Source organism: Bradyrhizobium sp. SZCCHNGR1005 (assembly GCF_032489995.1).
In the GTDB taxonomy this organism is placed as follows: Bacteria; Pseudomonadota; Alphaproteobacteria; order Rhizobiales; family Xanthobacteraceae; genus Bradyrhizobium.
Map to the genome: position 1 here is coordinate 433,674 of NZ_JAUEZC010000001.1, position 14,042 is coordinate 447,715.

At 63.3% G+C, this 14,042-nt stretch carries 12 protein-coding genes, 1 tRNA gene and 1 pseudogene; 7 read left to right on the forward strand and 7 right to left on the reverse strand.

Annotation, left to right across the window (positions count from 1 at the left end; all coding sequences use genetic code 11):
• Nucleotides 1-563 precede the first annotated feature (563 nt).
• Nucleotides 564-1,361: a hypothetical protein gene (locus tag QXZ85_RS02040; protein WP_315767474.1), complete on the reverse strand. Its 798-nt coding sequence runs from the start codon at nucleotides 1,359-1,361 to the stop codon at nucleotides 564-566.
• Between the two features lie 29 nt (nucleotides 1,362-1,390).
• Here QXZ85_RS02040 and QXZ85_RS02045 point away from each other — a divergent pair, with 29 nt between their 5' ends.
• Together QXZ85_RS02045 and QXZ85_RS02050 are read left to right on the forward strand one after the other, a co-directional pair.
• Nucleotides 1,391-2,056 (forward strand): hypothetical protein, encoded by a 666-nt coding sequence (locus QXZ85_RS02045; RefSeq protein WP_316173490.1) that lies wholly within the window; start codon nucleotides 1,391-1,393, stop codon nucleotides 2,054-2,056.
• A gap of 322 nt (nucleotides 2,057-2,378) precedes the next feature.
• Nucleotides 2,379-3,263: a hypothetical protein gene (locus QXZ85_RS02050; protein ID WP_316173488.1), complete on the forward strand. Its 885-nt coding sequence runs from the start codon at nucleotides 2,379-2,381 to the stop codon at nucleotides 3,261-3,263.
• A gap of 110 nt (nucleotides 3,264-3,373) precedes the next feature.
• Here the strand turns inward: QXZ85_RS02050 and QXZ85_RS02055 are convergent, their stop codons facing one another.
• From QXZ85_RS02055 to QXZ85_RS02070, 4 genes are read right to left on the reverse strand one after another with little or no spacing between them, the layout of a single operon-like run.
• A complete protein-coding gene (locus tag QXZ85_RS02055) occupies nucleotides 3,374-3,646 on the reverse strand; it encodes a hypothetical protein (protein ID WP_315728382.1) in 273 nt (90 codons plus the stop codon).
• Nucleotides 3,639-4,934, reverse strand: a complete 1,296-nt coding sequence (locus tag QXZ85_RS02060) for an NAD(P)/FAD-dependent oxidoreductase (RefSeq protein ID WP_315741663.1) — start codon at nucleotides 4,932-4,934, stop codon at nucleotides 3,639-3,641. Before QXZ85_RS02060 ends, QXZ85_RS02055 begins: the two co-directional genes overlap by 8 nt.
• A 5-nt stretch (nucleotides 4,935-4,939) precedes the next feature.
• The gene (locus QXZ85_RS02065) at nucleotides 4,940-5,641 is read right to left on the reverse strand and encodes a dihydrofolate reductase family protein (RefSeq protein WP_315706884.1); all 702 of its coding nucleotides are present in this window, start codon (nucleotides 5,639-5,641) and stop codon (nucleotides 4,940-4,942) included.
• An 11-nt stretch (nucleotides 5,642-5,652) separates the two neighbouring features.
• Nucleotides 5,653-6,930, reverse strand: a complete 1,278-nt coding sequence (locus QXZ85_RS02070) for an MFS transporter (RefSeq protein WP_315806649.1) — start codon at nucleotides 6,928-6,930, stop codon at nucleotides 5,653-5,655.
• A 286-nt stretch (nucleotides 6,931-7,216) separates the two neighbouring features.
• On the opposite strand from QXZ85_RS02070, the gene QXZ85_RS02075 reads away from it, so the two are divergent.
• Both QXZ85_RS02075 and QXZ85_RS02080 read left to right on the forward strand, forming a co-directional pair.
• Nucleotides 7,217-8,230: a sensor histidine kinase gene (locus tag QXZ85_RS02075; protein ID WP_315731443.1), complete on the forward strand. Its 1,014-nt coding sequence runs from the start codon at nucleotides 7,217-7,219 to the stop codon at nucleotides 8,228-8,230.
• Nucleotides 8,231-9,060: 830 nt separating this feature from the next.
• Nucleotides 9,061-9,594, forward strand: a pseudogene (locus tag QXZ85_RS02080) (hypothetical protein); the annotation flags it as partial.
• Between the two features lie 291 nt (nucleotides 9,595-9,885).
• Here QXZ85_RS02080 and QXZ85_RS02085 read toward each other — a convergent pair.
• Nucleotides 9,886-10,167, reverse strand: coding sequence for a hypothetical protein (locus QXZ85_RS02085; protein WP_316173485.1), 282 nt, complete (start codon nucleotides 10,165-10,167; stop codon nucleotides 9,886-9,888).
• A 405-nt stretch (nucleotides 10,168-10,572) separates the two neighbouring features.
• Between QXZ85_RS02085 and QXZ85_RS02090 the strand changes: the two genes are divergently transcribed.
• Nucleotides 10,573-10,995 (forward strand): hypothetical protein, encoded by a 423-nt coding sequence (locus QXZ85_RS02090; RefSeq protein ID WP_316173483.1) that lies wholly within the window; start codon nucleotides 10,573-10,575, stop codon nucleotides 10,993-10,995.
• A 179-nt stretch (nucleotides 10,996-11,174) separates the two neighbouring features.
• On the opposite strand, the gene QXZ85_RS02095 is transcribed toward QXZ85_RS02090, so the two are convergent.
• Nucleotides 11,175-11,251 (reverse strand) — tRNA-Pro (locus tag QXZ85_RS02095).
• Between the two features lie 283 nt (nucleotides 11,252-11,534).
• Here QXZ85_RS02095 and QXZ85_RS02100 point away from each other — a divergent pair.
• A complete protein-coding gene (locus tag QXZ85_RS02100; RefSeq protein WP_315767425.1) occupies nucleotides 11,535-12,524 on the forward strand; it encodes an L-threonylcarbamoyladenylate synthase in 990 nt (329 codons plus the stop codon).
• A gap of 18 nt (nucleotides 12,525-12,542) precedes the next feature.
• Nucleotides 12,543-13,970 carry an FAD-binding oxidoreductase gene (locus tag QXZ85_RS02105; RefSeq protein ID WP_315706877.1) on the forward strand — a complete coding sequence of 476 codons (1,428 nt, stop codon included), beginning with the start codon at nucleotides 12,543-12,545 and terminating at the stop codon, nucleotides 13,968-13,970.
• The last annotated feature ends 72 nt before the right edge of the window (nucleotides 13,971-14,042 follow it).

Here is a 14,042-nt window from a genome sequence, read left to right on the forward strand (position 1 = left end):
GTTCCAGCGAACGTGCTCACTGGCACGCAGCCGCAACTGATCGAACGCGGTCGAGAATACTTGCCCGCTCCTCGCAGGTTGACTTCCTACGGCGCTCCTCGTATTAAACGATACGGTATATTTCACTCCACGCTCCTCGACTTGCCAAGACCGAGTTCGCCATGCCGCGGTTCAAAGGTTGCGATTCCCACGACATAGCCGCGAACCTGGTTTTGGCAGGTCGGCGGTCCCCAGCGAAACGAGGAAAGGACGAGCTGCGCCTGCTGAAATTCAGCGTCGCCGCGACCATCCTGGTCGCCTGGGTCTGCGGACCGGCTGCAATGGCTCAAGACGATCGTGCGGACAATCGAGGCACGCCCGAGCAACGGGCGGCATGCACCTCGGACGCGTTCCGGTACTGCAGCGGCGAGATCCCTGATGCTGGCAGGGTCGAAGACTGCCTGCGACAGCGCAAGGCATATCTGAGCGACGCTTGCAGATCGGCGTTCGAGCCGCGCTCGGCGGGAAGCCGAGCACGATAAGATTAGCGGAGGTTGTGCTGCGTCGCGCGCCCCAGTGACGGCTCAGAATCCTTCGGTTTCACTTCGATAGAACGTGTTCAGGATCGACATCCGCGGCCGGGCGGTGGCGATGGGGGGCCGCCCGTGCCAACTCATCCCGAGCAGCGAATGATAGGCTTTCAAGACGACGAAGGCGTAGCCGATGTTCGGCAGGAATGGAATCGTCTTGACCGGCTCGAGACAATACGAGCCGACGTGCAGGAGCCCCTTCAGCGAGGATCGATAAAGCGTGGTGCCGAGCGCTTCCTGACTGGCGTCCGCCGGACAATAGAGTTGCATCGTCACCACCTTCTTGCGCGTATCCGGATGCGGCTTGATGCGATATCCGTCGTTGTCGCGGTAGATGACCGGCTTCGCGATCAAATCGAGCTCCTCAAGACGGACCTTGTCGCCTTTGGCGCGGACCTCGAGTCCATCCTTGAGCATGAGAGTGATCGCCCGCGCGACCGCTTCGGAGGTCAGCATCTGCGAGACGGCGGTCCACATGGCCCGTAGCTCGGGCGATATCTTCTCCAGATGATTGCCATAGAGCCGGAGCGCCACCCTTGTGCCGGTCGCGGTGATGGGCTCGTAGCCGACGGTGGGAAAAGAACGAACCATCTCGCGGTAGAACGCAGCGGGGAAAAAATCGCGAAAGACGATGTGCGGAAACGGATCCGCGAAATAGTCCGCAGAGCCAATGCTTGCGACTGCGTGATCTGTAAGCTCGTCTGCGAGGCAGCGCTCGACGGTTCCTAGAGCTCCATCCATAAAACCCCCCGTGTTACACGAGCCGATTCTTATGCAACCACAATGATACATGCCCAACAAGGATAAACCGGCAAGCCGGCATGGAACCCATGGATTCCCGTCTTCGTCACCGACGTGTGGCGGCGATCGGACATATGGAACACGCCACTAGCAGCTGCGGACGATCCTTTGCGCCGGCAATTACCACCGGCACAATCGCGGTGCTTTTTCGCGACAGGCATGTGCCGACAGGAACATCGCGCCATCACGGACATTCACCACCTCAGACGCAAACAGGCGGAGGATCTCCCAGGGCCGAAGTCACCACCGATCACAAAACGATCCGCCAATGGGCCGAACGACAAGGCGGCAAGCCGGCAGCCGTCGATCGCACGCACAAGGGCGACGATGTCGGCATCATCCGCATCATGTTCCCGAACGCACCGAACTCCGAACACGGCAATCTGGTCGAGATCTCGTGGGACGAGTTCTTCACCGAGTTCGAGGAGCGAAATCTGGCGCTGGTCTATGATCCCAGCGGCTTGTTCAGCAAGATTGTCGGACGCGACACAGCGGAACGCCGCGAGCATGGCGATCATCGTGCAGCCCGGCATTCCGGTGATGGAAACGGCGGCGGCCGGAGCGAAGATCGCGCGCAGGGATCGGACGACGACAGCTCGCTGAAGCAACGGGAATACCGCGACAGCGATGGCACGGTGCATCACCATACCAAGGCCTACATGGAGCAGCACAGCAAGAAGGGATGACCTTCCACCATCGAGGTCGGTGCAGCCCCCGTCTATCAGTTTTGTCCTTGTCGATCTTGGCGCGGGAGCGCCGCGCCGCTCTGCGCAATTGTGCATTGTAGCAATCCGCGCGAGCGCCCCAGCGGCACGTCCATCGCAGACGACGTGCACAGCGCTTCAGGGCGCTATCAAATCCGGAACCTTGTGGTCCGACCTTACTGATAGGAACCGAACCCGTCTTGAGGAGGAGGACAACATGGACGGACTGATCTATCTGATAGGCCTCATCGTGGTCATCATAGCGATCCTGTCTTTCTTCGGTCTTCGCTGAGGCGCGGCGGCCATGACTATCGAAGCAATCTCGCCGGAGACGGCGCCGCCCGCTCGCCCAGCTCTGGACAGCTGGACCCTGCAATGGACGCCGATCGTGGCGGGAGCTCTGACTGCTGCCGCGGTCTCGTCCATTCTCATCACCTTTGCCGCAACCGTCGGTCTCGGCGTCAGCTCGGCGGCGCCCACCTGGCGCGACGCATCGGTCGCGCTCTGGCTGCTGTCGGGCATCTATCTGGTTCTGCAATCCCTGATCAGCTTCGGCTGCGGCGGCTACATGGCGGGCCGGGTTCGCACACCCTACGAAGCGCCCCGGGGTGACGATACCGAGCGGCGTGACGGCCTTCACGGTGTCGCCTCATGGGCCCTCGCGGTCGTGCTCGGCGCGGCGCTTGCCGCAGCTCTTACCTCCGCGGTGAACCGTCCGAACGCGTGGCGACAACCGTCTACGACCACCGAACCGTCGGTTCTCAGCTCCGAGCTGGACCATTTGTTCCGCTCGCCACGGCGACCGCCGACGGCTGAACTTGCACCCGCGCGTGCCGAAGCCGGGCGCATCCTGCTGACCTCGTCGAGCCATTCTGGCGTCAGTTCGGACGATCGCACCTATCTCGTCCAGCTCGTGACCGCCACCACGGGGCTCGCGGGACCGGACGCGGAGCGCCGCGTCGATAGCATCATCGCGGAGTCCAAAACCGCGATCGGCCGGGCACGTGCTGGCACCGTCATCCTCGCCTTCTCGGTTGCGACGGCGCTGCTGCTCGGTGCGGTGGCCGCCTGGGCGGGCGCCGAAAGCGGCGGACGCCACCGTGACGGCTTGCCGATCTCCGGCTGGATGCTCCATGCCAACCATCGCTTCGGCCGCCGGCGCGACATGTTGGGAGGGATTGCCTCGTAGCCGATACGGCCATAAAGCCCCAAAGCAAGCTCGGCTGACATGCCGGGCTTCAGCGGCAACGATCCGAGCTCCGCCCAAAGCAGCCCTGCGTTCGGCGGAGCTTGGCTGTTTCATCTGACCAGGCTTACCCAGCGTTCGGTCGCCGCCAGCGCATGGTCCCAAAGCGGGCTCGTGGGCAGGCCGCGATGCAGCGCCTTGCCGACCTCACAGATCGACATGAACGCGCTGGAGCGCGCTTCATCGATCTCGAATTCCTGGTCGCCGCCGGCGCTTTTGGCCATGCCGATCAGGCCGTTCAGAAGCTGTAGCGCCGGCTGCGGTGCAGCCGCTTGCGCCGACTTCAGCACCTCGAGGAAATGCTCGGCCTTTTCCAGCTCAGTCACCTCGATCTCCTGTCCCAACAATGGCCCGCGCCGTCTCCAACCCGCTCGCCAGCGCCGCCTCGACGGTCCCCATGTCCCGCCCCTGATAGAGCGCTTCGCCGGAAAAGAACACCGGCCGGCCATCGAGGTGCGAGAGCCGCGCCTGCGCCGCGCGCGTTGCCGGCGTCGCATAGGAATAGGCGCCGCCGGCGTACGGATCACGGCCCCAGTCGATCGCCCGCGCGGCCACCAATATCCGCTTCAGCTGCTTTGGGTCGCGGCCGAAGATCGCGGCGAGCGAGGCAAGCCCGGCATCGATCAAGCCATCCTCATCGAGATGAGCCATCGCTGCGGTCTTCGGGCCGGCGAGCCACCCCGTGAGCACAGGCGCATCTGCAGGGTGCTGCGTCCACCACACCGGGATCTCCGCTTCTGAAATCAGAAAGGTGAGATCCGCAAGATCCTCGTGCTGATCGAGCCACCAGCGTCTGTCGAAGCGCAGCAGGAGCTTGATGACGTTGCCGAAGCCGATGTCGGCCGCCGCGAGCACCTTCTCTCGCTCCGGCAGCGGCAGCGCGATCCGGTTCAAGAGAGGCGGAGGCACGGTCAGGACGATGGCATCAGCTTGGTGGGCGTCGCCGTTGGCGCAGCGGACCGAAACACCTCCATCACCCGCTTCGATCGCGACCACGGCGGAGCCAAGATGCAGTGCGACCTGGTGTTTGCGGCATTCCGCGGCCAAGAAGTCGATCAGCGCACCATAACCGCCGCCGATGCGCCGCGCCTGCCGGCTTTGCTCGCCGCCCATCCACTCCTCACGCAAAGCGAGCGTGCTCGCCCGTTCCGGATCGGCCGCGTCGTAGCCCTCGACCATGCGCCGGATCGCGTGCCGAAGCTGCTCATGTTGCGCGCCGGCAAAATATCGCCGCAGGAATTCGGCGATCGGCATATCGTCCGTCACATCGCGTAATGCCTGCTGAAGCGCGGCATCGTCGGTATCGTCAAATGACTCCAGATGGAGTTGTCCGGCTTGAGCTGTCCAGCGCTGTCCCTGAACCGGCGCCAGGGAAAGCCCAGCCTCGCGCAACAGAGCGCGCGTCACCGGCGCTTCGCCGTGGACGAATTCGGCACCGCCGTCAGCTCTGTATCCGAAGCTTGCGGCAGCAAGCGGATTAATGCGCCCACCGCAGCGGTCGCGCGCTTCCAGGATCGTCACCCGCCTGCCGGCACGCGCAAGCTCGCGGGCAGCCATCAACCCGGCAGCGCCGGCGCCGATGACGATGATATTCCCAGACTGCGGTCGCGCCATGAAGGTTACCGTGAGGCCTCGTTCTGGATCTCATATCGCAGCAAGATGGCACCGCCGTCCAGCAGCTGGCTGCTCTCCAGCGTCATCTCGGTAACGGGCGCGCGTTGATCGGCCTCCGCTTCGGTCGAATCGAACACACTCGGTGCGCCCTTGGCGCCGTCGACCGCCGGACAGATGATCAGGTTCAGCTCATCGACCAGCCCGGCGCGCAGGAAAGCGCCATTGGCTCCGCCGCCACCTTCCAGCAGCAGCCGCTTCACGCCGAGGTCGCGATTGAGACATTCAAGCGCGAGTGCGAGATCGATCTGCGTGCGTCCGGCGAAGATGTAGGACACGCCCTCGCTGCGCAGGCCGGCCAGATGCGCATCCGATACCGCCTCGGTGAGCACCACCACGATGGGATCGCCGCCAATGTCAGAGCGGCCCCAGGCAATCTTGCCGCTGGCATCGAGCACGACGCCATAGGCGTCGGCGTCGCGCCGGGGCAGCCAGGCGGTCCGCGGAAAGACTTGATCCGTTGTGGCCGGATAGGGCTTGCCCTTGGCGAACTCCTGTCCGGTGACGCGGCCGATCAGCCATGCGTCGCCATCGAGCTGATCATGCACGCGCTCGAACAGATCGCCGGCCGCCCCCTTTGGACGCCAGCGGCTCGGAAGCGTGCGTCCATCGACGCTTGCAGCCATCAGGCAGATCACATGCGGCTTCATGCCATCCTCGTTCAATGCGGTTCAATTCTCGTGAGGCCGACCTTGGCGGGTGCGGTCTCGGGGATCAGGCTCATTGCGACCAGCCCTGCGGCTGCAGCCAACAACAGATACCAGGACGGCGCCAGCGGATCGCCGGAGACATGGAGCAGCCAGGTCACCACGAGCTGCGCGGTGCCGCCGAAAGTCGCGATTGCGACGGCATAGATGGTGGCGAACACGCCGCCGCGGATTTCCTGCGGCAAAGCTTCGGTGAAACTCGCATAGAACGCAGTGTAGGGCAGCGACCCGATCAGCGACAGCACGCCGAAGCCGAACAACAAGGAGGCGACGCCGGGGGCACGCACGATCCAAAGAAAGATCGGATAGGTCAGCACCAGCACGACCAGCTGCGGCCAGATCATCACGGGCTTGCGACCATGGCGATCGGCCAGCCACCCGCCCAGGATCGCGCCCAGGATCTGCAGGCCGTTGCTGACGACCGAGACGGCAAAGGCGAGGTTCGCGGCGACGTTCAGCGTGGTCTTGGCGTAGGTCGTCATGTACTGGGTGACGTAGGTCGAGATCGTCCCGCTCGCCAGGATCATCAGCGCCAGCACGATCAGGCGGAGATGCCGGCGCGACAGCGCAAGGTGACCCGACTTCGTGATCTCCTTCGATCCATCCTCGCCGCGACGGATGGTTTCCGGCAGGCTCCGCCGCATCCACAGTCCAAAGGGCAGGCACGCAGCGCCGATCAGGAACGCGATCCGCCAGCCATAGGCGTCCAACGCCTCCGGCGACATCACGCCGCTCAGGATGACGCCGACCAGGGCGCCCGCAGTCGCGGCGATCTCCTGGCTCGTCGGCTGCCACGCCACCACCAGGGCGCGGCGCTCAGGCGCGGCAATCTCCAGCAGATAGGCGGTGGTCGGCCCGACCTCGCCGCCGAGCGCAAAGCCCTGCACCATGCGCGCGAGGATGACGATGACCGGCGCCGCGAGGCCGATCGTGGCATAGGACGGCGTGAGCGCGATCGTGAGGATCGCGATCCCCATCAGCGCGAAGCTGAGCAGCATCGCCGGCCGCCGGCCGACCCGATCCGAATAGATGCCGAGCACGATGCCGCCGATCGGCCGGGTGATGAAGCCGGCGCCGAAGGTCGCGAGCGACAGCATCAGGCTGCCATAGGCGGTATGCGCGGGAAAGAAGGCGTGGCCGATCTCGACCGCGAAGAAGCTGTAGGTAATGAAATCGTAGAACTCGAGCATGTTGCCGACGGTGGCGGCAAATGCGGCACGCTGGACGCTCAATGGCTTTTCCCCTGCGATGTCCAACGCCAATTCCGGCTCTCCGCTGGCCTGCTCCAGGCAGCAATTGTTCAGACCTGAACGACTTGAAACCCATGTGGCACGGCGGGGTTCCAGCGGGCAGCGTCGCGGCACGATCCCCATCGCCTGCCGGGTCGGCGCGCGCAAACGTTGACACTCTCGAAGCATTATATTCAGTATGCCGCAAGGCCGGCTACGGCTGTGGCCGCATGGGGTGATGCTCGTGCCGCAATCATCGATAGCTCCAGTCGGTCTTTGTGTGGTCGGCTTGGCGGCTTCTCTCTCCCGACAGAGCACGCCGGGAGGCCCCCGGAGAGACCAACAGGCCGTCCTCGACAAGATCATCAGGTTTGCCGATGAGACCCGCCCCCTGTCGTGGCGAGCCGCGACCGTTGCCGCCGCTTGTGTATTATCGGCCACGGTGCTTCGCCTGCTGGTCCCCTGGCTCGGGACCGAAGTTCCTTTCGCGACCTATTTCCCGGCAATCCTGCTGACGGGTCTCTTGGCCGGCGCGCCCGCTGCCTTCGGCGCCGCGATCGCATCGACACTCATCGCATGCTGGGCGTTCATGACGCCCAGGTTCGCATTCACTGCGGACAAGCTGTCCTGGCCGCTCCTCGCGTGGGCGGTCTCGGTTTCCCTTCTGCTCGTGTTCACCCATTACAGCCGCCTCATCATGCTGCGAATGAGGGCGAGCCAGCAGGAGCACGAGCTGGTCGCGCGTGAGCTCGAACACCGGGGCCGCAACACCTTTGCGGTGATCCAGACCGTGGTGCAGCAAGCGCTGATCGATCAACCGGAAGCGGCAGACGCGATCCTTGGCCGGATCAGGGCGATCAAATACGCCAATGACCTCGTGCTCAACCAGCAGGCGCACGCGGCCTTTATCGATGCGATCCTCAAATACGAATTCGCGCCTTACGGGTCCGACCGATACCTGCTCAAAGGTCCCGAGGTCAGCGTTTCGCCGGACGTCGCTCGCTATCTGGTGTTGATCGTGCACGAACTCGTCACCAATGCCGTGAAGCATGGCGCGCTGGCGACGCCGGAAGGAACGGTCCATGTCAGCTGGCAGGCCCAGGACGGGAAGGCCGTGCTTCGCTGGAGCGAAACGGCAACGGCCGTTTCGAGCGCGGCTCCCGATCCCCGGAGAAAAGGATTCGGCACCAAGCTGATCGTCCAATGCCTCAAGCCCTTATCCGGACGGATCGAGACATCGTTCGATGAGCGCGGCATACGCCATGTCATCGAATTCGCATTGCAGACGGTTCAACAACGCTGAGCGACCATTAGACACCACGATCCACGCGCCGACGCGGCCTCGCAGCGCAGATGCGCCCGAGCTTTGCGGCAGGTCCGCCCTCTTGCAATGAGGGCACAGGGAAGGCCGGACCTCGGCTGAGGCCCGTGGCCCGCCTGCAGAAAAAAAGCAGGCGGCAGTCACCACAGGTCAGCCGGATGATCCGGCCTTCCCTGCGCGGTGGCTTTACGGATGCTCCGTGATCTCCCTGGTGCACCGGGCTTTCTGGCCACCATCACCAGCGCGACGCGTCAGCGTCGTCGCAAGCTTAACACCAGCGTCGGGGTGTCAGGACCACACGGCTTGGCCGTCCGCGACAAGCTGCGCTCGTCATCGCGCAGCTCACCACGGCCACCGCATCCCGCCTCCACGTTCGTGACGACGCGTACGCCCCTTCGATGAGGCGGGACGGATGAGATATAGCACGCCTTCCGAAAAAACGAAATAGAAAAATTTCCGAGCTCCACGGCAGGACGGCTCGCCTGTAATCGCTTTACGAAATCGGTTTTTGGCGCAGATGCTTGCCTATTCATTCCGAAGACGACCCGTGCGATCCAGTCAAACTCGCTCCCTTCCGAGCTACCCGACGGGCCGCGCGCTCGAATCGAGACGTCGATTCACTGCCAAGCAGAGGTTCTACATGGCATTAAGCAAATGCTCGCGAGTTCGCGAGGCTCTACGAGCACGACAGCCTGAAGCAGAGGTCAAAACGCGTGGGTTGCCCGAGACCTTCGCGTGCTTCCTGCGTTGAGATCGAGAAGGTTCTAATCGGGGCTCTGCCCAACTCAAGCCGCCGCTCTGAAGAGAGGCCGATGGACGAAGACGCGATCGTGAGCAAAATCCCCGAAGTGACGCTCGGCTTCTGGGTTATCAAGATCCTTGCCACGACACTCGGCGAAACCGGCGGCGACGCCGTGACGATGAGCTGGCTGCACGCCGACCAAGACGCTCACAATGGGGGCTATTTGATCGGCACCGGCATCTTTCTTGTGGTGTTCGTAGCGGCGGTGATCGCCCAGCTCACGGCAAGACGCTTCAATGCCTGGATCTACTGGCTGGCCATCGTGGCCTCCACGACAGCGGGCACGGCAATGGCCGATCTTTTCGACCGATCACTGGGCATCGGCTACACGGGAGGGTCAGCTATCCTGTTCGCATGCGTCTTGTGCTCGCTCGCGGCGTGGTACGTCATGATCGGCTCGATCAATGTCCGGACGGTCGCGACGCCGAAGGTGGAAATCTTCTATTGGGTGACGATCACGTTCTCGCAGACGCTCGGGACCGCACTCGGGGATTGGACGGCCGACGGCACCGGATTGGGATATCACGGAGGCGTTCTCGTGTTCGAACGCAGGAGAAAAACAACAAGGAAATCTGGTCGGAGCGGCAGGATTCGAACCTGCGCCCCCTGCGTCCCGAACTATTTCGCTCCCTCCTAAATCGTTGATTTATTTGACTTCGACCCTCAGATCGACGCGAATAAGCGCGGATATTTCGGGGGGGGGGTAGAAGTACCGCAGGAGTACCAGATCCATTTCGATCTTCCGCGCAAGCTGTCGTTCAGCGGTTTAAACAAAAAAGTAAGGGCAGCTGTTTAGCCGCCCTTACATCGTTTGCTGCGTAGGTAGTCGTCGACGTTATGCGGCCTCAAGACCGTACCAAGTGCGGCCACCCGCCTCGGTGACGAAGATTGCGAACCGCGTCTTCACTTGCGAAGCAGCGGCTTTGGCCTTGGCCAAGACCTCAGCCCGCGTTGCGCCAGCCTCATAGTTGTACTCGGCCGGAGGCAACCAGTAACGCCTGCCGTCGTCTGCGGTGATGATGCGCGAGAAACCTTGCGCGGCCATCTGCTTGTGAAGCCTTTCATAGTCAGACCAGTCCGCGTCGTGAAGCTCAATGCGGGTCGTAAAGCTCGCCATATTGCGAACCCTTGGGGGCAGGGTTGAACTTTAACAGCTTTCCGGATATTCCTCGTGTGCTGACCACGAGGTCCGTTGTCGTCGCGGGTCTTACGGCCCCGGCGTAGTGGATCGCTAAGACAAAAGCCCTCTACGGATGATTTCCGCAGAGGGCTTTTTATCTACAAGAACGAGCGTTATGGTCAATACCACACACTCCCCCGCGCGTTATTATCCAGAGTTTGCGACGAAGAGCAACAGCACCTCGAACTGAAACGCATTCAAATGTATTAGTGACTGCGATCAAGTGATCGCAGTCACTAATACATTTTAGGGTCGATGTAAAGCCTTCAACCAGCCATTGAAATCTCTTGCTTTTTTAGAGTTCTACTTGGCACGAGGCGTTTCAATATATAGAAGTGAAACATGACCGATTTCCGAGACCAACAAGTCGCCGCTGAAGTGGATAAGAAGATTCTGCAAGAGATTGCGGATCGGAGGCGGCAGATCGCCACCCTCCTGAGCGAAATAGATGCTTACGAAAAGATGCTGATCAAGTCGCGGGAACAGCAGGCGCTCATTAGCCGGACTGACGTCACGCGAAAAAACAGCATCAAGCGCATTCTTATAGAGAACTCGGTTATCAACACGCTCAAAGCGTCCGGTCGACCACGTGGGACGCACACCTTGTATATGGACGCCACTCTGATCGTTGGGTCGCTTAAGCAGGGTACTTTTCGTACAATCCTACATCGAATGAAGGGGCGAGAACTGATCATTTCGGTCGGCGAGGGAAAATGGCAAATTGGACCCGCCGCTCACGTGACGCCGAAAGAGAGTGCACCCTAACTACGCACCTCAACAAGGAGTAGGAGCACCATGCGGTCCTGCAAAGTCTAGATTACTTGAGCTTTCGCGCTCAATTTAAGGCCCATCACTGCGCCTGACGTAGGAGTACCGCAGGAGTACCCATAGTTGAACGCAGTGCGCTGTAAGCCAACGGCAAGCTACTGAACAACTCGTAATTTTGGTCGGAGCGGCAGGATTCGAACCTGCGACCCCTGCGTCCCGAACGCAGTGCTCTACCGGGCTGAGCCACGCTCCGACTTGGGAAGCCGGCTTATAGCGTCGGGTTTCGCCCTCCGCAAGGCACTGGCGCAACGAAATCTGAAGGAAATCATCTCCCGCCAGCGGCGAGTTAAGCCCTTGCCGCAACGAGGCTTTGCCGCAAGGCCATTGGAGGCGACGCGGCGAGAGAGTACGGTCCGGCCGGAAACCGAGCCCACCCACCCCGATTGGCTCCCGCGAACCACGCCGGAGGCCGATCGAGCTCTCCCGATCAGGGAGTTGAACCGAAACCGCAAAAATCACGCTGATCGCTGCTATTCATGTCCGTACCCGAGACTATCGCCTCCAGAACCGAAGTCCTGCCAGCCGATTCGGCCGGGATTGATGCGGCCGCGGCGACGCTGGCCCGCGGCGGGCTGGTCGCGTTCCCGACCGAGACCGTCTATGGGCTCGGCGCCGATGCGGCCAATGCCGGCGCGATCGCAAGGCTCTATGCGGCCAAGGGCCGGCCGGCCTTCAACCCGCTGATCGCCCATGTCGCCGACCTTGCGGCTGCACGGCGGATCGGGCGATTCGATGCGACCGCGGAAAAGCTGGCTGCGGCGTTCTGGCCGGGGCCGCTGACCCTGGTCCTGCCGAAGACCGCGGACTGTGCGGTCGCGGAGCTCGCGACGGCCGGCCTCGACACGGTCGCGATCCGGGTGCCGGCGCACCCCATCGCCCACGCCCTGCTCGCCGCTTTCGGCGGACCGGTGGTGGCGCCATCCGCCAACATCTCCGGCCACGTGTCGCCGACCACGGCCGCCCATGTGCAGGCCGACCTAACCGGCCGGATCGACCTGATTCTGGATGGCGGCCCGGTGCATGTCGGGGTCGAATCCACCATCGTCGGCTGCTTCGACCGGCCGACGCTGCTGCGCCCGGGCGGCGTGCCAAGCGAGGCGATCGAGGCCGTGCTCGGCGAAAGGCTCGCCCGGCCATCGGCCGAGGCGGCCGCGCCATCCGCACCGGGCATGCTGGCCTCGCATTACGCGCCGCGCGCCGCGGTGCGGCTCGAAGCGACCTCGCTTGCCCCGGGCGAGGCGCTGCTCGCGTTCGGCTCCCAGACCCTGCATGGCGCCGACCGCGCGGCGGCCGTGCTGAACCTGTCCCCCACCGGCGATCTGGCGGAGGCAGCGACGCATCTTTTCGGCTATCTTCGCGCGCTCGACGCCAAGGATGCGCGCGCCATCGCCGTGATGGCGATCCCGCATGAGGGACTCGGCGAGGCCATCAACGACCGGCTGCGCCGCGCCGCCGCACCGAGATAACACTGGAAGCAAGACACGATGAACATCAGCCAGCCCGCCGTGCCGCCATTGCCGCCCGACCTGATCGCGAAATTCGCCGCCATCGTCGGCGAGCGCCAGGCGCTGACCGAGGCGAGCGACATCGCGCCCTACGTCACCGAGGAGCGCAATCTGTTCCACGGCCGCTCGCCGCTGGTGCTGCGGCCGGGATCCACGGCTGAGGTCGCGGCGATCTGCAAACTTGCCAGCGAGCATCGGATCGCGTTGGTGCCGCAGGGCGGCAACACCGGGCTCGTCGGCGGCCAGACACCGCATCACGGCGAGGTGGTGGTGTCCTTGAAGCGCCTGGACAAGATCCGCGAGATCGACACCGCCTCCAACACCATGACCTGCGAGGCCGGCGTGGTGCTGCAGGTGGCGCAGCAGAAGGCGGCCGAGGTCGACCGGCTGTTTCCGCTCTCGCTCGGCGCCGAAGGCAGCTGCACCATCGGCGGCAATCTCTCCACCAATGCCGGCGGCACCGCTGCGCTCGCCTATGGCGTGGCGCGCGAAATGGCGCTCGGGCTCGAAGTGGTGCTGGCGGACGGCCGCGTGCTCAATGCGCTGTCGAAGTTGAAGAAGGACAATACGGGCTACGATTTGCGCAACCTCTTCATTGGCGCCGAAGGCACGCTCGGCATCATCACCGCGGCCAGCCTGAAACTGTTTCCGAAGCCGCGCGCGATCGAGACCGCCTTTGTCGGGCTGAAATCGCCGGCCGATGCGCTCAAGCTGCTGTCCATCGCGCAGAGCGAGGCGGCCGGCGCGCTGACGAGCTTCGAGCTGATCGCGGCGATCGCGCTCGATTTCTCGATCCGGCATGCCGCCGGCAATCGCGATCCGCTGTCGTCGAAGCATTCCTGGTATGTGCTGATGGAGCTGTCGTCGGCACGCAACGACGCCCGCGCCACGCTGGAGACGATCCTCGAAAAGGGCCTCGAGGACGGCATCGTCGACGACGCCGCGATCGCCGACAGCCTGGCGCAGCGCATGGCGTTCTGGAAGCTGCGCGAGGACATCTCGGCGGCACAGAAGCCCGAGGGCGGCTCGATCAAGCACGACATCTCGGTGCCGGTCGCGGCGGTGCCCGCGTTCATTGCCGAGGCCAACGAGGCGGTGGTGAGGCTGATCCCGGGCGCGCGCCCGGTGCCGTTCGGCCATCTCGGCGACGGCAACATCCACTACAATGTCAGCCAACCGGTCGGTGCCGATACGAGCCAATATCTGGCGCGCTGGCACGAGGTGAATGCGGTTGTATTCGAGATCGTGCTGCGCATGGGCGGCTCGATCTCGGCCGAACACGGCATCGGCGTACTCAAGCGCGACGAATTGCCCGACGTGAAGGACAAGACCGCGATCGCGCTGATGCGCTCGCTGAAGGCGATGCTCGATCCACTCGGCATCATGAATCCGGGGAAGGTGCTGTAGCCGAAGCGACGCGGCCGTGACCTGACAGAAATCTGTCAGACACGCGCGCTAAACACGCGGCTTCGATTCCGA

Coding starts and splice junctions, on each gene's coding strand:
- QXZ85_RS02040 (WP_315767474.1), bottom strand. CDS start 1,361: ATGTATCATTGTGGTTGCATAAGAATCGGCTCGTGTAACACGGGGGGT.
- QXZ85_RS02045 (WP_316173490.1), top strand. CDS start 1,391: ATGGAACCCATGGATTCCCGTCTTCGTCACCGACGTGTGGCGGCGATC.
- QXZ85_RS02050 (WP_316173488.1), top strand. CDS start 2,379: ATGACTATCGAAGCAATCTCGCCGGAGACGGCGCCGCCCGCTCGCCCA.
- QXZ85_RS02060 (WP_315741663.1), bottom strand. CDS start 4,934: ATGGCGCGACCGCAGTCTGGGAATATCATCGTCATCGGCGCCGGCGCT.
- QXZ85_RS02065 (WP_315706884.1), bottom strand. CDS start 5,641: ATGAAGCCGCATGTGATCTGCCTGATGGCTGCAAGCGTCGATGGACGC.
- QXZ85_RS02085 (WP_316173485.1), bottom strand. CDS start 10,167: ATGGCGAGCTTTACGACCCGCATTGAGCTTCACGACGCGGACTGGTCT.
- QXZ85_RS02090 (WP_316173483.1), top strand. CDS start 10,573: ATGACCGATTTCCGAGACCAACAAGTCGCCGCTGAAGTGGATAAGAAG.
- QXZ85_RS02100 (WP_315767425.1), top strand. CDS start 11,535: ATGTCCGTACCCGAGACTATCGCCTCCAGAACCGAAGTCCTGCCAGCC.
- QXZ85_RS02105 (WP_315706877.1), top strand. CDS start 12,543: ATGAACATCAGCCAGCCCGCCGTGCCGCCATTGCCGCCCGACCTGATC.